The sequence below is a fragment of the Armatimonadota bacterium genome, from assembly GCA_013314775.1.
Lineage (GTDB): Bacteria > Armatimonadota > Zipacnadia > Zipacnadales > JABUFB01 > JABUFB01.
In genome coordinates this window covers 840,621-858,527 of sequence record JABUFB010000008.1, presented here as the reverse complement: position 1 = coordinate 858,527, position 17,907 = coordinate 840,621, and the positions used below count along the sequence as shown (strand labels likewise).

The 17,907-nt window shown below is 63.1% G+C and carries 15 protein-coding genes and 1 pseudogene; 7 read left to right on the top strand and 9 right to left on the bottom strand.

Annotated elements, in window-relative coordinates; translation table 11 throughout:
* Positions 1–10 precede the first annotated feature (10 nt).
* A complete protein-coding gene (locus HPY44_10500; protein ID NSW56436.1) occupies positions 11–496 on the top strand; it encodes a hypothetical protein in 486 nt (161 codons plus the stop codon).
* Between the two features lie 72 nt (positions 497–568).
* On the opposite strand, the gene HPY44_10495 is transcribed toward HPY44_10500, so the two are convergent.
* Complete coding sequence (locus tag HPY44_10495; GenBank protein NSW56435.1) at positions 569–1,672, bottom strand: Gfo/Idh/MocA family oxidoreductase; 1,104 nt, start codon at positions 1,670–1,672, stop codon at positions 569–571.
* Positions 1,673–1,809: 137 nt separating this feature from the next.
* On the opposite strand from HPY44_10495, the gene HPY44_10490 reads away from it, so the two are divergent.
* Positions 1,810–3,006 carry a Gfo/Idh/MocA family oxidoreductase gene (locus HPY44_10490; GenBank protein ID NSW56434.1) on the top strand — a complete coding sequence of 399 codons (1,197 nt, stop codon included), beginning with the start codon at positions 1,810–1,812 and terminating at the stop codon, positions 3,004–3,006.
* A 115-nt stretch (positions 3,007–3,121) separates the two neighbouring features.
* Here HPY44_10490 and dnaJ read toward each other — a convergent pair whose 3' ends face one another.
* From dnaJ to HPY44_10455, 7 genes and pseudogenes are all read right to left on the bottom strand, one after another.
* Entirely contained in the window at positions 3,122–4,252 is a 1,131-nt protein-coding gene (gene dnaJ / locus HPY44_10485; protein ID NSW56433.1) for a molecular chaperone DnaJ, read from the bottom strand.
* A 416-nt stretch (positions 4,253–4,668) separates the two neighbouring features.
* Positions 4,669–4,893, bottom strand: a pseudogene (rpoZ, locus tag HPY44_10480) (DNA-directed RNA polymerase subunit omega).
* A 395-nt stretch (positions 4,894–5,288) separates the two neighbouring features.
* The gene (locus HPY44_10475; GenBank protein ID NSW56432.1) at positions 5,289–6,506 is read right to left on the bottom strand and encodes an ABC transporter permease; all 1,218 of its coding nucleotides are present in this window, start codon (positions 6,504–6,506) and stop codon (positions 5,289–5,291) included.
* Complete coding sequence (locus HPY44_10470) at positions 6,503–7,222, bottom strand: ABC transporter ATP-binding protein (GenBank protein ID NSW56431.1); 720 nt, start codon at positions 7,220–7,222, stop codon at positions 6,503–6,505. Before HPY44_10470 ends, HPY44_10475 begins: the two co-directional genes overlap by 4 nt.
* 10 nt (positions 7,223–7,232) lie before the next feature.
* On the bottom strand, positions 7,233–9,134 hold the full coding sequence (locus tag HPY44_10465) for an efflux RND transporter periplasmic adaptor subunit (protein ID NSW56430.1): 1,902 nt from the start codon (positions 9,132–9,134) through the stop codon (positions 7,233–7,235).
* Between the two features lie 46 nt (positions 9,135–9,180).
* Positions 9,181–10,755, bottom strand: a complete 1,575-nt coding sequence (locus HPY44_10460) for a TolC family protein (GenBank protein ID NSW56429.1) — start codon at positions 10,753–10,755, stop codon at positions 9,181–9,183.
* Positions 10,755–11,201 (bottom strand): MarR family transcriptional regulator, encoded by a 447-nt coding sequence (locus HPY44_10455; protein ID NSW56428.1) that lies wholly within the window; start codon positions 11,199–11,201, stop codon positions 10,755–10,757. The genes HPY44_10460 and HPY44_10455 overlap by 1 nt, the downstream gene beginning before the upstream one ends.
* Positions 11,202–11,371: 170 nt before the next feature.
* On the opposite strand from HPY44_10455, the gene HPY44_10450 reads away from it, so the two are divergent.
* From HPY44_10450 to HPY44_10430, 5 genes are read left to right on the top strand one after another with little or no spacing between them, the layout of a single operon-like run.
* Positions 11,372–12,415 carry a uroporphyrinogen-III decarboxylase-like protein gene (locus tag HPY44_10450; GenBank protein NSW56427.1) on the top strand — a complete coding sequence of 348 codons (1,044 nt, stop codon included), beginning with the start codon at positions 11,372–11,374 and terminating at the stop codon, positions 12,413–12,415.
* 28 nt (positions 12,416–12,443) lie between these two features.
* Positions 12,444–13,685, top strand: coding sequence for a methyltransferase (locus HPY44_10445; protein NSW56426.1), 1,242 nt, complete (start codon positions 12,444–12,446; stop codon positions 13,683–13,685).
* Positions 13,686–13,712: 27 nt separating this feature from the next.
* Positions 13,713–14,753 carry a thiamine pyrophosphate-dependent dehydrogenase E1 component subunit alpha gene (locus HPY44_10440; protein NSW56425.1) on the top strand — a complete coding sequence of 347 codons (1,041 nt, stop codon included), beginning with the start codon at positions 13,713–13,715 and terminating at the stop codon, positions 14,751–14,753.
* Positions 14,754–14,793: 40 nt separating this feature from the next.
* On the top strand, positions 14,794–15,753 hold the full coding sequence (locus HPY44_10435) for an alpha-ketoacid dehydrogenase subunit beta (protein ID NSW56424.1): 960 nt from the start codon (positions 14,794–14,796) through the stop codon (positions 15,751–15,753).
* 21 nt (positions 15,754–15,774) lie between these two features.
* Complete coding sequence (locus HPY44_10430; protein NSW56423.1) at positions 15,775–16,824, top strand: Gfo/Idh/MocA family oxidoreductase; 1,050 nt, start codon at positions 15,775–15,777, stop codon at positions 16,822–16,824.
* A gap of 4 nt (positions 16,825–16,828) precedes the next feature.
* Here the strand turns inward: HPY44_10430 and HPY44_10425 are convergent, their stop codons facing one another.
* Entirely contained in the window at positions 16,829–17,764 is a 936-nt protein-coding gene (locus HPY44_10425; protein NSW56422.1) for a ribose-phosphate pyrophosphokinase, read from the bottom strand.
* Positions 17,765–17,907 lie beyond the last annotated feature (143 nt).

The window sequence follows — 17,907 nt, the reverse complement described above, 5'->3', positions numbered from 1 at the left end:
TGTCCAGGAGGTGTCGCTGATCAGTCCCGAAGCCCTGTCCGAATACCTGCGCCGTTCCTACCATGCGGTGGACGGCCTCTGGTTCATGATGGTCGAAGAGGAATTCGATTTCGACCGCGCGCTTGATCTCGATGAGCGGGTCTGGCGGGTGCTCGCGAAGATCCAGGCCCGCAAGGCCCGGGAGCTTCTCCAGTGCGCCGGGAATGAACCCGAAGACTTGCTGCGCTGTTTCAGCCTGAAGCTCACCGCGGATGGACACCAGTTCGATGCGCAAATTGACGAAGATCACGTCACCTTTCGCATCGCCCGATGCCCGTGGCAGGACCTCCTGAACAAGAGCGACCGCCAGCATCTCGCGTCGCTGGTGTCGAAGCGTATCTGCCCGGCGGAAGGCGAGGCCTGGTGCAGGGAGTTCGGGGAAAGGTATGCTTTTGAGATGACCTGCATGATGTGCGACGGGGCGGGGAAGTGCGAAATGGTCTTTGGGCGACGCTGACCCCAGATCACGAAGAGAGCGGGGACCTGCTCCGGTCCCCGCTCCTGTTTTCCGCGCTGACGTGCCCGAAGTCTACTCGTCAAGCATCCCCGGGAGCAGCCCCATGGGCAGCGGCGCCGGGCGATCAACACGGCTGCCCAGGTCCACGTACGCCCGCGCCCTGGCAGCCTCGTAGAGAGACTCCATAATGTCTAGCACGTGGAAAGCCAGTGCCCCGCTGGCACGATGATCGCGGCCGGACTGGAGAGCATAGGCCATATCCGCAGCGCCAATGCCCCGGCTCTGGTCCGCGTAGCCATGGCTCAAGGGCATTTCCGTCCAGCCCTCCGCGCCCGCTCTCTTCAGCCGCACCGGACCGCCGAAAGTGTTTGGGTCAGGAACGCTCAAGGTGCCCTCCGATCCGTACACCTCGATGCGCGGCAGTTCGCAGGCCCAGACGTCGAAGCTGGTGGTGATGGTCCCCACTGCGCCCGTCTCGAACTCCAGTATCCCGTTCACGTGGGTCGGCGTGGTCACCTGGATGGCCTTGCCGAAATGCTCCTTGCAGGTGGCGATGCGTTCAGAAAAGCTGATGGTGGCGGATGCGGCCACGCTCTTGACCGGTCCCAGAAGATTCACCAGGGCAGTGAGGTAGTACGGGCCCATGTCAAACAGCGGGCCCGCTCCCGGCTGGTAGAAGAAGAACGGGTTGGGGTGCCAGGCTTCCGGTCCGTGCCCCAGCATGAATGCTGCCGCGCCGATGGGCTGGCCGATCCAGCCGTCATCGATCAGCTTGCGGCAGGTCTGGATGCCGCCGCCGAGGAATGTGTCCGGCGCGGAGCCTACCCGTAGTCCCTTCGCGGCCGCCAGCTCCATGATTCGCTTCCCGTCCGCACGCGAAACGGCCAGCGGCTTTTCAGCGTAGGCGTGTTTCCCGGCCTGCAGAGCGGCCAGGTCGATGGTGGAATGGAAATGCGGCGGCGTCAGGTTCACGACAATCTCGATTGCCGGGTCGGCCAGGAGTTCGTCCACCGTGCAAGCTCTCGGGATCCCGTATTTCTCAGCCTGGACCCGCGCGGCATTCATATCAATATCGGCGCAGGCAACGATATCGAGAATGGGGAACTTCTGCGGCGCCTGCAGGTAGACGCCGCTGATATTGCCGCAGCCGACGACGCCGATCTTCATCTTGCGCATATTGTGTGTGCCTCCTGCGGGAACGACCGATGCGGGGCCGGCCATTCCGCGATCGTGATCGCTTTCCCGCTCACACCGGAGCGGGCCGTTACGGTGAAATAGAGTACCACAGACTGCTGTCGAATGGGAGAGTCACGATGGACAGGCTGAGAGTGGGAATCCTGGGCCTGGGGCGGGGAATGACCCATCTGATCAACTTTCTGAATCTGGAGACCGCCGAAGTCATCGGCGCCGCGGACCGCTTTCCGCGCTTGCATGAGCGGGCGAGTGAACGCATTGCTGCGGCGGGCGCGCAGACCCGCCTGGTCTGGGAGTTCGATGACCTGCTGGCCATGCAGCCCGACGCTGTCGTTGTGGCTACCAATGGCCGTCTGCAGGTTGACCATGCTATTCAGGCGATGGAGGCCGGTTGCCATGTGCTTTCCGAAGTCCCCGGAGCATTCACGGAGCACGAACTGATACGCCTCAAGGATGCTGTAGAGCGCACCGGGCGCACCTATATGCTTGCCGAGAACACCTGCTTCTGGGACTTCTTCCGCTACTGGCGCCGGTGGATCATCGAAGACCGGTTCGGACCAGTATCCATCGCCGAAGGGGAGTATCTGCACTACCTGCCGAATACCCTTTGGACGCCTGAAGGCGTGCGAATGACCCCCTCGCAGGCCAGGGCCGAAGGCCGCACCGACTGCAAGCCTACCTGGCGCGCGGACCAGCCGCCTATTCAGTACCTGACCCACGACATCGGTCCGCTGCTGGAAGTCCTGGACGACCGCGTGGTCTCGGTCACTTGCCGAAGCGCGCCGTGGCGAAACCCCGAGTGCCCTCTGCGCTCGGATGGGCAGATCGCACTCTTCGAAACCGCGAAGGGCACGTTGATCAAGATCATGGTGACGCTCAACACACGCCGCCCGAGCGAACATCGCTACCGCATCTTTGGCACAATGGGTGGGTGCGAGTATTTCCTGTATGAGGACATGTGCCGGCGCATGGACCGCGACAGAGAGGAGAGCGACGGGTGGGAAGTCCTCAAGATCGGCCTCGCAGCCCGGGATGATGACACATCCACGGGACACGGCGGCGCCGACTCCAAAGTAGCCCGGGCCTTCGTGGATGCCGTGCTCAATGGCCGCCCGTCACCTATCGATGTCTACCGCTGCATCGAGTATTGTCTGCCGGGCATCGTCGCCAATCGTTCCGCGGAGATGGGCGGGATTCCGCTGCCGATACAGGATTACCGCCCGACCCCCTATACAACCACCGGTTTCTGGGACGTAGTCGGTCTGCCCGAGGAGGACCCGCCCGGCCAGAAGTACGCGAGTGCGGACTGGATATAGGCTGTTGCATGCCACAGCCTCCCGCGCTGCCTTTCCCCTCATCCAGGGTGGAGCGACCGCCCAAGATCCACGCGACGGGGAGTAGGCAGGAGGGAGTGGCAGGCCGTCCTTACGGCTAATGCTGGCCGCTGATTGCGTTCAGGATCCGCTGGAACAGGCCGGGATCCGCGGGGGTAACGTCCTCGCCGCATTCCGACGCGAAAGCGAGAAGCAGTTCGCGCTGGTGGGGAGTGAGGTTGCGGGGGATCTGGACGTTTGTGCGCAAGCGCAAGTTGCCCCGCGCCGTGGAGTTGAGATGGGGGAGGCCCCGGCCGTGAAGAACGAACTCGCGCCCCGGCTGGGTGCCCGGCGGCACCTCGACCTGCACTTCTCCGTCGAGCCCCTCGAACACGACTGTATCGCCTAGAGCCGCCTGGACCATGGAAATGGGCAACTCGGCAAGGAGGTCATCGCCATTGCGCACGAACCGCTCGTGATCCCTGACAATGAACCGCACATGCAGGTCGCCCGCCTGACCTCCGCCCACAGGAGCTTCGCCGAACCCCCGCAGCAGGAGCTCATTGCCGGTCACGACCCCCTGCGGAACGCGGATGGTCAAGGTCTCCTCGCGCCTCGCAACCGCCCGCCCGTGACAGGCCTCGCAAGGTTCCTCGATCACCTGCCCCGCGCCCGAGCAGTGGGGGCACGTCTGGACGGTGGAAATGGTGCCGATAAATGTGTTCCGCGCGCTGCGAACCTGCCCCATCCCACCGCAGGTTGGGCAGCTCTTCGGTGAGGTACCAGGCTTTGCGCCTGTACCGTCGCAGGTTTCGCAGGCTGCCTGCCGGGTGAAGCGGATCTCGTGCTCCGCGCCAGTCAACACTTCCTCCAGGTCGATTTCGAGATCATAGCGCAGATCGCGACCAACCTGGACCTGCCTGCCGGTTCGCGAGCCGAAGCCGAATGGGTCGCCACCGAATACGCTGGCGAACATGTCGAAGATGTCCACCGTGGCGGGCCCGTAACCGAACTCGCCGCGACCATCGTGGCCATAACGGTCATATCGCGCCCGGCGCTCCGGGTTCGAGAGGACCGCGTACGCTTCGCTGATCTCCTTGAAGCGCTCTTCGACCTCGGGGTTGTCAGGGTTTACATCGGGGTGGTACTGCCGGCCCAGCTTTCGGTAGGCGCGCTTGATCTCAGCATCGCTCGCGTCGCGCTCAACGCCCAACACTTCATAGTAATCGCGCTTGCCAGTGGTGCTCATCGTAACCGGGTATTGCGAAACTGGTGATGAACAAGTGAGCCCAAGGGAACAGTTTCCATGTCCCCCGCGGGCTGTGCAACTGTGAGAGGTCCGCGAACGGAACTTGTCGCCCGAATTGCTACGCACCGACTCCGGGGCGCGCAATCGAGCACGCGCGGTCAGCAGACGTCCGATATCTACTCCTCGTCGTCTTCCAAATCGTCGTCGAGATCCAGGTCATCGTCGAGGTCCAGATCATCGTCTTCCAGGTCCAGGTCGTCCTCGTCCTCTTCGCTGTCAAGACCGATGGCCACCCGGCTCTCATCGGCTCGCCGGAAGCTGAAAGCATCGTCGCCCGCCCCCTCACGCCCGGCGAAGTACTGGTCAAGGGTGGCTACGCGGATGTCCTCTTCCTCCTGTCCCGGCGCCTCGATGATCACCTTGCCCATGGCGATTTCGGTGAGCGCTATGGTCAGGGGGTTGTTGGATTCGATCTCCACCAGGGGGGGCGACCCGTCCTTGATCTGCTTGGCACGGTTGGCCGCTGCAACCACCACCGCGAAACGACTCCCAACCTTTGCCACGACTTCTTCGAGAGGGAACTGGTCCACGTATCTGCCTCCTGGGCTGCATACGACGTCAAAGAGTTCGTCGACGTACATGCACAACAAAAGGACGCCTCGGCTGAGCCCTGGGCGTGGTCTGTCTCAGGCCGGGCTCGAGACGCCCTCACTTTCGTAGGATATGAAAGTATACAGACCCACGCGGCACGTGTCAACACCGCACGCACGCAAATCTTGAGCAAGTAACATACACGGGTTACACCGGGAAGTCCAGGTGTGCGCCGCCCCCGTTCGGGGCATACCAGGCGCAACATCGTCGCTGACCACGCGGTCCGTTTCGCCCTGCTCCGCGCCACCCGTGGCTATCGATTGTAGTCGGCCATGGGGCTGTGACAGTAGACCCCAGGGGCACAGGCCCGGAAAGGCTCAGGCCGGCACTGAGACGGCATCCAGTCTCCGGCAAGACGGAAAGGAGCGATGGCGACGCTAAAGCCTCACTCGTATCGTAGGGCTTCGATTGGGCGAAGGCTGGAAGCCTTGTGGGCCGGGTAGGCACCGAAGATAACTCCGACTGCGAGCGAGAAGGTGAACGCGAGGAGAATTGAGCCAGGGCTTACGATGGTGCGCCATCCGGCGAGTTTGGCGATAATCACGGCTCCGCCGACACCCACGGCAATGCCAATAACCCCGCCCACAAGGCAGAGGGTAACGGACTCAATAGCGAACTGCATCATGATGTCATGGCTTCGCGCACCCACTGCTTTCCGAATACCAATCTCCCGCGTGCGTTCAGTCACGGACACCAGCATGATATTCATGACGCCAATGCCGCCCACCAGCAGGGACATGGCCGCGATGCCGCCCAGGAGCATGGTGAAAGTCTTCGCTGTCTCGCCGAAGGTCTGCAGGATCTCGGTCTGACCACGCACGTTGAAATCGTCTTCGCGGCCTTCGCGAATTCGGTGCCGCCGGCGCAGGAGCTTGTTGATCTCGTTTGTTGCGGGTTCAAGCTGTGCCGGGGTCTCAGTGGTCACAAAGATGCGGTCCACGTAGTTCCGTCCCCACAGGCGCGTCATGCCCACATTCAGGGGGATGACGACGATCTCGTCGGGATCCCGGAAGCCTCCCGCGCCACCTTTCTCGGTCAGAACCCCGATCACCTCGAAAGGGATGTTCTTGATCTTCAGCTTCTCACCGACGGGGTCGCTGCGGCCGAAGATATTGCGGACCACAGTGCTGCCCACTAGACAGACCATCTGGCGGCCGCGATTCTCAGCCTCGGTGAAGTACCTGCCGCGCTCAGCGGGATGGTTGTTGACCGTCTCATACTGGGGCGGGACAGCGAGGATCTGGGCTTCGGCACTCTTGTTGCGCCACTTCACCTGCTCATTGCTGCTGACCTGGGGCGCGACATCCTTCACGGAGGGGCAGTCCTCGCGGATCGCCTGGACATCTCCCATCTTGAGGGTATCCCGGCGCCCGGCACCCCCGAATAGCCGGCCTTCGCGCGCCGCGCCGGGCCAGACGATGAGGATGTTGGTGCCCATGGCGGCGATGCGCTCGGTCACGTCCGCGCTGGCGCCCCTTCCAATGGCAAGCATGGCGATGACCGAGCCCACGCCGATGATGACGCCGAGCATGGTGAGGATGGAGCGCATCTTGTTGGCGCGGATGGCAACCAGCGCCACGCGCAGGGCCTCAATCGGGCTCATGAGGGCTCCTCATTCGGATCGGCAGTGACGGCGCACTTTCCGGTGTCTGTCAGTTCGTCCCTCTCGACGACACCGTCCAGGATATGCACGATCCGTTTGGTGCAGTGTGCGACGTTGTCATCATGGGTGACCATTACGATGGTCATCCCTTGCTCATTGAGTTCATGCAGCAGTTCCAGGATACCCGCGCCGGTGCGGGAATCCAGGTTTCCAGTGGGCTCGTCGGCGAGTAGGATGCGGGGCTCATTGATGAGCGCCCTGGCAATGCCGACGCGCTGCTGTTCGCCGCCGGAAAGCTGTGACGGCAAGTGGTAGATGCGGTCACCCAGCCCCACACGCTCCAGTGCCGCTCGGGCGCGCTCGTGGCGGTTGCGGCCATTGCGCGAGTACAGGAGCGGCAACTCAACGTTGGCGATGGCCGGGGTGCGGGGAAGCAGGTTGTAGGACTGAAACACGAAGCCCAACTTGCGGTTGCGTACCGCCGCCAGTTCGTCATCATCCAGGCGAGAGACATCCTTACCGTCGAGCAGGTAGGTGCCGGCCGTAGGCTTGTCAAGGCATCCGAGAGTGTTCATCAGCGTGGACTTGCCGGAGCCTGAGGGCCCCATGATGCTGACGTACTCGCCTTCTTCCACCACGAGGTTGATGCCGCGCAGGACGGTCACCAGTACTTCACCGGTGCGGTAAGTCTTCTCAACTCCCTGCAGTTCGATCACAGGCATAGCGTTAGCGCCGTCCGCCTCCCGGACCGCCGCCCATGCGCATCATGCGCCGCATGTTTTCCTGTGAGCCGCCGGGGCGCGAGTTGTCGCCTGGCCTGCCGCCGGGGCCACCCATTCCGCCCGTCGACTCAAGGACCAGTTGGTCTCCTTCCTTCAGGCCCGAGACAATCTCGGTCCATTCGAAGTCTGCGAGACCTGTCACCACCGGGACCCGCTCAGGCGGCACATCCTCGCCCTTGTACAGTTCGGCGACCGACTGGCCCTCAATGCGGAAAATCGCCTCGGTAGGCGCGGCGAGCACCTGCCTCTTGCGGGCGCAGATGATTTTCACCTCGGCCGTCATTGCCGGCTTCAAGAGTGGATTTGGCTCCAGTATCTCCACGCGCACCATGAAGGTGACCACATCGTTTTCCACGGTTCCCCGCGGGTACATCTGGACTACCTTGCCGGCGAAGATCTTGTCGGGGAGGGTCTCCACCTGGACTTCCGCAGGCTGCCCGACCTTCACCTGTCCGATGTCCGCTTCGTCCACTTCGGCCAGGACGAACATGCGGCTCACATCGGCGATCGTGATGATGCTGGGCCCGGTGGCCACCGCGGATCGCCCCGAGGAGATGACCGTGCCCTCCTCCACATAGCGGTCGATAACGAGGCCGTCACGAGGTGCGACGACCGTGGTGTACGCCAGGTTCTTCCTGGCGTTGTCCAGCTGAGCCTTGCTGCTCAGGGTATCCGCTCTGGCTTGAGTGACCTGATGCGCCGCCGTGACTGCCGCGAGCGTATTTGCCCGCGCAACGGCCAGCTGTGCTCTTGCTTCGCCCGCGGCGGCCCGTGCAGCTTTGAGTTCGTCCTCTTTCACTGCGTCCTGGGCTCTGCCCGCCTGCGCCCTGACAAGAGCAGCCTCGGCCTCCCGCAAAGACGCCCGCGCGGTGGCAAGCTCCTCGCGGGCCACCTCAATGTCCACTGCCCCGGCGCGCGCGGTCTCCAGACTCGCCTCGGCCTGATCCACCTGTGCCTGGGCCTCCTGGAGCTCTGCCGCTTGTTTCTGGGACAATGTGTCCGCCGCAGCCTGCGCACTTGCGTAGCGATCTTGGGCGTCAGCGACCAGGCTCTGCTGTGTATCCAGCTCTTGCTGGGAAGCCCCGCCGCGTTGTAGCAGACGCTCGATCCGCTGCAACTTCTTCTCTTCCGTATCCAGCGCGATTTTCGCCGCTGCGAGTTGCGCCTTGACGGCAGCCCGTTCCTGAGGCTGTGTTGCGCTCGTGAGTTTGGACAGGCTCTCCTTGCTGGCCCGGAGCGCAGCCTCAGCCCGCGTGATTGCTGCGGTTGTGATGCCCGGTTGCGCGTTGGCCCGAGCCTCCGCTGCCCGGACCCGGGCCTTCGCAGTCTCCACGGCCTCCTGGGCCTGCCGGATCTCGGTCTCAGTCACCCGCCGCTGATATGCCAGCGAACTCTCGGCCTGTCGCACTCGGGCATCCGCCGAACGGATCGAACTGGATGCAGCGCTGACTTGTGCGCTGGTCGAACGACTCTGGCGCGTCTGGTCCGTGGCGCGTTCTGCGACCCGGGCATTGGCGGACTGGACGTTCGCCTGCGCCTGCTCAAATTGCGTCTTCGTCTCGGTGGGGTCAATGCGGGCGATGAGGTCTCCCTTCAGCACCGAGTCGCCGCGATCAACGGCCATCTCGATGATCTCCCCGGCCACGTTGGCCTTTACATCAACTGTGGTCAGGGGCTCGATGGCGCCGACTGCAACAACCGACACCACCAGGTCCCTCCGCTCCACTGTCGCCGTCGCCACCGGGGGGCCTGCCTCCTGCTTCTTCCTGCCGAAGAACCAGTACCACAGTCCCACCAGCACGAGGATGGCGATTGCGGGTCCAGCGGCCTTTCTCACGATGCGCATATTGCCTGACCTCCGCCGGGCAGGGAGCGTTGCTGCCGGCTCCGGGCTACTCCGTTTGCTGACCCCACAGACCCACCGCGGACCTCAGGCGGACAGTGGCCACCTGGAGGTTATACTGTGCGTTCACGACATCCGCGTCCGCGCGAGTCAAAGATGCCTGGGCGTCAAGCACCTCAATGCCCAAGGCGTACCCTGTCTCGTACCGTACCCGCGCGATCTCATACCGCTCGCGAGCCTCGATGAGGCCCTGCCGGGCCACTCGCAAGCGCTCGCGAGCGTCTTGCAGCAGAATTGAGGCGTCGCGCACGTCGAGCGCAATATCTTCCTGGACTTCCCGCAGACTCACCTGCGCCGCATCCAGACGTGCACGGGCCCCCAGAACCTCGCTCTCCTCCTGGCGGCCGTCGAAGATCGGCTTCGTGGCTGACACCGCAATCTGCCATTGCCAGTCGCTGGTGGAGAGCCCGATCTCGTCTCGCGACATGGACCCGGACACACCGACGCTGACATTGCGGGAGGTGAACGCCAGCTGCAGGCGCGCCGTGGCAACCTCCACAGCTGCGGCTGCTTCGAGAGCCTCCGGTCGTCGTTCCAGCGCGATTTTCACTAGGGCGTTCTCGTCACCCTGCGGCAGCGGAGGCTCTTCTCCGGGTATCACCATCAGGGGCTGATCCTGGGGCATCACGAGGAGACGGCGCAGACTGGCGAGGGCGCGCTCGTAATCGGTGCGGGCAGCGATCACGTCTCCCTGGGCTCGAGCCAGTTCAGTCTCGGCCTGAACGACCTCGAAACGCGCCACCGATCCCACTTCCAGCAGATCCTTGCTCACTGCCAGGTGTTCGGCGAGGGCATTGGCCTGGTCCACGGCCACGCGGATGATCTGTTCCGTGCGCAGAACTTCGTAGGCGAGCTCGCGGGCAGTGAGGTCCAGTGCGCGGGAGACGACGTCCCGTGAGAGTCGGGCCTGATCCAGGGATCTCCGCGCGACCTTCCGTTGGCGCTCAAGCTGTCGGCCGATGCTCAGCGTCTTGCTCAAAGACAGACGCTGGGTGGTGATCGTGTTGTCCGATTCGCGCACCCCGGTGGTGCCGTCGGGCTTCGTATAGACAGTCGACGTGGACGGGCCGGTGCGGCCCAGGGTCATCCCGGCGCTCAGGGTGACATCATCCAGGCCCAGGGCACGGAGAAGATCGGCCTCAGCCTGCTGGATCGTGGCGGTATTCAGGTCAAGCTGGAGACTTTCGCGAACCGCGATCTGCGCTGCCTGCTCGGGCGTGATCTGCCGGATCGCGAGGTTCGTGGAGGGAGCGTCTCTGCTGCCAGAGGTGGTGGGGCTCGTCTCGGGAGCGAGCAGATCCAGCGTCCACGCGGGCTGTTCCGTTCCTGTCGAAGGGTCGCCGTGCTGAGGGCCCAGCGAAAGCTGCTCCCCGGTCGGGGCAAGAGTGTCGCCGGCCGGCCCGACCACGAAGACTCCTACCTGATCATCTGCCGCAGTTGCTGTGGTCAGCGAGGTCAGTGCAGCGCCTGCAACGTAGAGCCACCACAGTGCTCGGAGAACATAGGCTCGGCTGATCGGGACGGGAACTCCCGCCCCATTCGTCGATGCGATTACTCCTGGCATCATTCCTCCCGGGCTACGTGCTCCGCCACGCGGTCGAGAAGGTCGGCCAACGTCTCCTGCTCCTCAGCAGTAAGACAGCTCATGATGCCGTCTATCCGCTCAGAATACCGCGGCGCGAGTTCGTTGAAGACTTCAGTGCCCGATTGCGTCAACCTCGCCATGACCACGCGCCGATCGCCCGGGTGCGGCTCTCGCACCACAAGACCCCGCTGCTCAAGTCCATCCACAAGGCTCGTGATATTCCCGCAAGTGACGTGCAAAGCGTCGCTGACCTCGCTGAGTTTCAACCCGTCAGCTCCCGCTGCATGCAGTACCCGAAGCACTCCGAACTGTGGCCCCGACAGGTCGTACTCCTGGAACATGGCACGCGTGCACCGGCGCACGGACATGGTCATCCGCAGCGTCGACAACCACACACGCATCGATAGGGTCAGCGCGTAGGACACCTGAGAACCTCCGGGTAACAGTATTTTACACGTGAAATATATAAATGACAATGGTACTTCCAACGGCAAGATTCGCCATCCGCCGCGAAAGACCTGCCCGGCCAGGCAGGAAACGCCCGGCGCCTGGTGAACAGTGCTTACCACGAACGCACTGACATCGGAGGGACGAGATGACTCCCCGCGAACGATGGCTGCGTACCCTCAACCACGAAAGAGCCGACCGCATCCCGGCCGATTACCGGGCGACCCCGGAGGCCACCCGTAAGCTCCTGGAGTATCTCGGGTTGGCCAACATGGATCAATTGGCCGAGCGCCTGCATTTCGACCCCATCGTGGATGTTGGCCCGCGATGGATCGGCCCCGACCTACCTCCGCACACCGACGAATACGGGATCGGATACCAGGCCACGGATTACGGCATCGGGCAGTATGAAGATGCGATCCACCATCCTCTTGCTCGGTTCAACTCGGTCGCCGAGATCGAGGCCGAGTACCAGTGGCCAAGCATCGACTGGTGGGACTTCTCTCACATCCCCGACCAGGTCAAGGGCAAAGAAGATCAGGTCATCCGCGGCGGCTGGTCAGAGCCCTTCGCCACTTACAAGTGGCTGCGTGGCGTGGCCCAGGGCTACATTGACCTCGTCGAGAACCCCGAGATGGTCCACTACGTCCTGGGCAAGCTGTACGACCACTGTTATCGGAAGGCCGAGCGCATATACGAAATGATCCCCGGCATGGTTATCTGGTCGTGGGTTGCCGAAGACGTCGGCTCGCAGAAGGGGCTGCTCATCTCTCTCAAGCACATTGAGGAGTTTTTCATGCCGCACATGAAGCGCATGGTGGACCTGGTGCATTCCGCCGGGGCATACGCCTTCCACCATAGTGACGGAGCGGTGCGGGAAAACGTTCCCAACATGATTTCCGTGGGAATGGACGTCCTCGATCCAATCCAGTGGCGCTGCGAAGGCATGGATCGCGAGGCCCTCAAGCGCGATTTCGGCGACAAACTGGTCTTCCACGGGGCCATGGACAATCAGCAGACACTCCCCTTCGGCACCGTGGATGAGGTCGCTGCCGAAGTCCTGGATAATCTACGCATTCTTGGTGCCGGCGGCGGCTATATCCTTGGGCCCTGCCACAACATCCAGGCTATCAGTCCGCCGGAGAACATCGTGGCCATGTATGACACCGCCTATGAGAATTCGTGGCTTTGATTCGGCCGTACCCCCGGGAGGGCAAACGATGACCAGCCGCGAACGTGTCCTTGCCGCACTCGACCACCGCGAACCCGACCGGGTGCCTCTCGACCTCGGCGGCAGTTTCGTCACGGGGATCGCCGCCACGTCTCTGGACCGCCTGCGCAGGCGTCTGGGGCTGGAGGACCGCCCGGTCAAGGTGTATGACGCCTATCAGATGCTGGGCGAAGTGGAGATGGACCTGGTGGAGCGCCTGAGCCTGGACTGCCTGCCTGTGGAGCCGCCGGCACTTACCATGGGATTGCGGGCAGAGAACTGGAAGCCCTGGACGCTCATGGATGGCACCCGGGTGCTCGTGCCCGGAGGGTTCAGCGTGGACACCGGGCCCAATGGTGACTGGCTGTTTCCAGCGAGCGAAGGGGGCACGGGAAAGTACACCTGCCGCATGCCCAAAGATGGCTTCTACTTCGACACCATCGGGTATGGCGACTGGCATCTGGACTGGCAGCCGCCTCCGATTGCCGAGGTTGAGAAAGCTTCGCTGAACTGGCGCGTGTCCGAAGGTGACCTTGAGTGGCTCTCGGGCAGGGCGAACAGCTTGCGAAAAAGCACCGACAAGGCACTGATCCTCGGCGCATGGCCGTACCTGGGGCTGCGCTACGTGGGGACGCTCACCGACTGGTGGACGCTGCTTGCGGCAGATCCCGGCTACGTGAAGGCCCTCTTCGAGCTTTCCACACAGGCCGCGCTGGAGAATCTTGAGGTGCTTTGGGGGGAATTGGGCAATGCGGTCGATGTGATTGCGGTTACCGGACTGGACTTCGGAACGCAACGTTCCGAGTGGTTCTCGCGCGAGACATTCGCCGAACTCTATCTTCCCGGGCTCGCAGCGCAGTTCGCGTGGATTCACGAGAACACAACCTGGCGCATATTTGAGCACTCCTGCGGCAGCATCGCCAATCTCATAGGGATGCTCGTGGATGCGGGCCTGGATGCTCTCAACCCCGTCCAGACTTCCGCCGCGGGAATGGATCCGGTGAAGCTCAAGCAGGAGTACGGTGATCGCCTCACCTTCTGGGGTGGGGGAGTGGAGACCCAGTCCACGCTGCCCTTCGGCACGCCGGAGGAGGTGCGCGATGAGGTTCGGGAGCGGATCCGCATCTTCGCGCCGGGCGGCGGTTTCGTGTTTAACCCCGTGCACAACATTCAGCCGAATACGCCGCCACAGAATATCCAGGCGGCCTACGAGGCTGCGCTTGAGTTCGGCTCGTATCCCATCAGCGTGTGAGCTTTGTAGCCAATGGAGGAGACCGGCATGATACCCGATGACATCGCCCTTCGAATGCTGCGCCAGATGATGCGCATACGGTTCTTCGAGGAGCGCCTGAAGGACTTTTATGACTATCGGGGTTACTGCTCCATCGCCGACCCCGAAGAGGAAGCGCGCACCTCCGACCAACTCATGTCTTGCGTGGGATACGACTTCGCCAGCAGCGGAATGATCGGCGGGGCGGTGCACCTGTCCATCGGGCAGGAGGCCGTGTCTGTCGGCGTCTGCACTCATCTTCGCCACGATGACCTGATCGTCAGCAGCCATCGATCCCACGGGCACGCCATCGCCAAAGGCTGCGGCCTGAAGCCTGCGCTGGCCGAACTGATGGGCCGCACCACCGGCCTGAGCAGAGGTTTCGGCGGTTCAATGCACCTGTTCGACGTAGAGCACGGCTTCCTGGGCGGCAACGGGATCGTGGGTGGACAGGTTCCGATCGCGCTGGGACCAGCCTTCGCTGCAAAGTACCGGGGCGGCGACCAGGTGTCGGTGGCATTCTTCGGCGACGGCGCTGCAAACCAGGGCACCGTGCACGAATCCATGAACCTGGCGGCCCTGTGGAAGCTGCCTGTCCTGTTCGTCTGCGAGAACAACCTGTATGCAAATACCACCCCATACGGCCTGTCAGCGGCCACCAACGATCTTGCGCCGCGCGCGGCGGGTTATGGCATGCCCGGCGTGGTGGTGGACGGTCAGGACGTGACCGCCGTATACGAGGCGGCCGGCGAGGCCGTCCATCGCGCTCGCACCGGCGGCGGCCCGACCTTCATTGAAGCGAAGACGTACCGCTACGAAGGCCATTGTGGGGTGTCCGCGGGCCATCAGAACCCGGCCGAATGTGAAGAGTGGAAGAAGCGCGACCCGATCGTCCTGTTCGAAGCCCTGCTGCGCGAGCGGGATGTCATCGATGACGAAGGCATCGCGGGTATGACCCAGTCTGTATTGGCCGAAGTGGATGAGGCGGAAGCCTTCGCCATCGAAAGCCCCCTGCCCGATCCATCCCTGCTGGACGCATTCGAGGTCTGACCCGCGCTGCAACCGCAGGTTCACAACAGGAGGACAACTCATGCGAGAGATCACATATGCCGCAGCCATCGGAGAAGCGCTCCGCGAGGAGATGGAGCGCGACGAGAGCGTGTTCGTTATCGGCGAGGACATCGGCTCGGTGCGGGAGGCCGACGATCTGTTCGCTGCTTTCCGGGAGCGGCGTGCATGGCAGACGCCGATCTCCGAGGCCGGGTTCACGGGTCTTGCGGTGGGTGCTGCCGCCGCCGGGCTACGGCCCGTTGTGGAGATCATGTACTGCGATTTCCTGGGCGTCTGCATGGACCAGGTCTGCAATCAAGCCGCGAAGCTAAGTCTCATGTCCGGCGGCGCGTACAAAGCCCCGATGGTCATCAAGACCCCGGCCGGCTGCGGCACTCGTGAGGGTGGCCATCACAGCCAAAGCCTTGAGGCCTGGCTTATCCATACCCCTGGCCTGAAGGTGGTCATGCCCTCCACGCCCTACGACGCCAAGGGCCTCATGAAAAGTGCGATCCGCGACGACTGGCCAGTGGTGTTCATCCAGCACCGCCTGCTGCACCCACTGGCGGGCGAGGTCCCGGATGAAGAGTATACGGTCCCGCTGGGCAAGGGAAGCGTGCGGAAGGAGGGCACGGACATCACGCTCGTCGCCTGGTCCTACGCCGCGATCAAAGCACAGGAGGCGGCGAAGCGGCTGGAGGGTGAGATCAGCGTTGAAGTGGTTGATCCACGAAGTCTGGTGCCCTTCGATCTGGAAACAGTGCTTGCCAGTGTGCGCAAGACCGGCCGCCTTCTGGTCGTCCACGAGGCTTCCGAGCGCGCTGGAGCGGGCGCGGAGATCGTGCGCCTGGTGGTCGAGGCCGATATGGGTGCGCTGAAAACCGCGCCGAGGGTGCTGGGCAGCCGCAACATCCCCATGCCGTACAGCCCGCCGCTGGAAGACGCCGTGATCCCGCAGGTACATGACATCACCCGGACCATCCGCGAGATGGCCGGTTGAAGCGCCCGGATTGGAGAACACATGATGAACGCGCCTATCGGCTGCTGTGTTATCGGCTACGGACCACAACACAATTTCGGCTGGGCGCACTCGGCCTGGATCAACCACACTCCAGAGCTGAAGCTGGTGGCGGTCTGTGATCGCGACCCGGCCCGCACTGAGGTGGCGAAACAGGAGTTCCCCGGCATCCGCACTTACAACGACCTCGCCGGCGTCTGGGCGGACCCGGATATCGACCTGGTGTCCATCGTCACCCCCCACTTCACCCACTGCGAACTCACCGAGGCAGCCTTCGCGGCAGGCAAGCACGTGGTGGTGGAAAAGGCTATGTGCCTGAACGTGGCCGAGGCGACGCGGATGGTTGAGGCGGGGAAGAGGGCCGGGAGAATGCTGGCGGTTCACCACAACCGCAGGCACGATGGCAACTACCGGCGCGTGCGAGAGATCGTCGAGAGCGGCGCAATCGGGCAAGTCTTCCACGTTGAGCTTACAGCGGGAGGCTTTGGGGAGCCCCAGAACGGCTGGTACCGGGAGAAAAGCCTGTCCGGAGGCGGGTTCTTTTTCTGGGGACCGCATGCCGTGGACTGGGTGCTCGCGATGATTCCTTCGCGCATTGTGGGTGTGAATGGGTTCTTCCACAAACTGGTCTGGCACAATATGAGCAACGAGGATCAGACCCGGGCCATTATCCGCTTTGAGAATGGTTGTGTTGCCGATGTGACGTGGTCCACCATCGCCGCGGTCGGCAAACCTCTGTGGCGGATTCTGGGCACGAAAGGCGGCATTCACGACACAGGTGCTGGCGGGAACGTGGGATACCAGCTTCAGGTATGCGGGCCTCCTGGAGGCGAGTTGACGCTGGTGACCATCGACGCCCATGGCCGCAAGGAACAGCAGGTTGCGTACCTGGACTCCGACTGGCATAACTACTGGCAAGGCGTGGCCGATCACCTGCTGCGGGGCGCGCCGGTGCCGGTCAGTGGGGAATTCGGCAGGAGGGTCATAGGCGTCCTCGAAGCCGCGGAAAAGTCCTGGGCCTCGGGACAGACGGAGCAGGTGCCTTTCGAGTAGACACCTACTCGAAGAGAGTGCTCACAGATTCGCCGTAATGTATGCGCTTGATCGCTTCTGCGAACAGGGGCGCCACCGAAAGGACCGTGTTCTTGGGGAGGAGTTTTTCCTTCGGGACGTGCACGGTGTTGGTGCTGACGACCTCAACCAGCGGTGACTCGGCGATCAGTTCCATCGCCGGCCCGCAGAAGAGCCCGTGGGTGCTGGCGGCACGAACGCTCTTCGGCCGCTGGCTCTGGATCGCCTGAACCGATGCGACGAGAGACGTGCCGCGGCTGATTTCATCGTCGAAGATGATGACATCCTTCCCCGAGACATCCCCGATCATCGCCTTGATCTCGACCTCCGTGTCGCTGACCCGCACCTTGTCGATGACCGCGATCGGCAGGTTCAGTCTCTGAGCATAGCCGCCCGAGCGCTTGTCCTGGCCCATGTCGAAGAGCGCCACCGCGTTGCTCAGGTCCATCCGGCTCAGGTAGTCGCAGATCACCGGCGCCCCCAGCAGGTGGTCGGTGGGCACGCTGAAGAAGCCTCGCACCTGTTCCGAGTGCAGGGTCATGGTGAGGAACCGGTTGGCCCCGGCGGTGACGAGAACATCCGCGATCAGTCGCGCCGCGATGGAGATCCTCGGCTTGTCCTTCTTATCCGAGCGTGCATACGAGTAGTGCGGGATAACCGCTGTGATGCGTTTCGCCGACGCGCTGCGCAGAGCGTCCAGCAGCAGCATTAGCTCCATAAGGCTTTCACTGGGCGACGGGTACAGCGACTGGATCACGAAACAGTCCTGCTCCCGCACACTCTCCTGGATCTGTACGAACACGTTCTCGTTGGAGAATCGCGAGATCGTGACCCCGCCCAGAGGCATATCGAGGTAGTCGCAGATCTCCTGGGCAAGGGGCAGGTTGGAGTTCCCGGCGAAAATCTTGAAGCCGTTGTTCATGGGTGCATCTCCCGCTGGCGGCAGTGGGTCCGGTCCGCGCCCATAATAGCCCCGCCGGTTGGTTTCGGCAACGGCGACCTTGCAGAAGTGCCGCCTGAAAAACCGGACGCCGCCAGGTTGACCCGGCGGCGCCCGAAACGGTC

Coding starts and splice junctions, on each gene's coding strand:
- HPY44_10495 (NSW56435.1), bottom strand. CDS start 1,672: ATGCGCAAGATGAAGATCGGCGTCGTCGGCTGCGGCAATATCAGCGGC.
- HPY44_10490 (NSW56434.1), top strand. CDS start 1,810: ATGGACAGGCTGAGAGTGGGAATCCTGGGCCTGGGGCGGGGAATGACC.
- dnaJ (NSW56433.1), bottom strand. CDS start 4,252: ATGAGCACCACTGGCAAGCGCGATTACTATGAAGTGTTGGGCGTTGAG.
- HPY44_10475 (NSW56432.1), bottom strand. CDS start 6,506: ATGAGCCCGATTGAGGCCCTGCGCGTGGCGCTGGTTGCCATCCGCGCC.
- HPY44_10465 (NSW56430.1), bottom strand. CDS start 9,134: ATGCGCATCGTGAGAAAGGCCGCTGGACCCGCAATCGCCATCCTCGTG.
- HPY44_10460 (NSW56429.1), bottom strand. CDS start 10,755: ATGCCAGGAGTAATCGCATCGACGAATGGGGCGGGAGTTCCCGTCCCG.
- HPY44_10450 (NSW56427.1), top strand. CDS start 11,372: ATGACTCCCCGCGAACGATGGCTGCGTACCCTCAACCACGAAAGAGCC.
- HPY44_10445 (NSW56426.1), top strand. CDS start 12,444: ATGACCAGCCGCGAACGTGTCCTTGCCGCACTCGACCACCGCGAACCC.
- HPY44_10440 (NSW56425.1), top strand. CDS start 13,713: ATGATACCCGATGACATCGCCCTTCGAATGCTGCGCCAGATGATGCGC.
- HPY44_10435 (NSW56424.1), top strand. CDS start 14,794: ATGCGAGAGATCACATATGCCGCAGCCATCGGAGAAGCGCTCCGCGAG.
- HPY44_10430 (NSW56423.1), top strand. CDS start 15,775: ATGATGAACGCGCCTATCGGCTGCTGTGTTATCGGCTACGGACCACAA.
- HPY44_10425 (NSW56422.1), bottom strand. CDS start 17,764: ATGAACAACGGCTTCAAGATTTTCGCCGGGAACTCCAACCTGCCCCTT.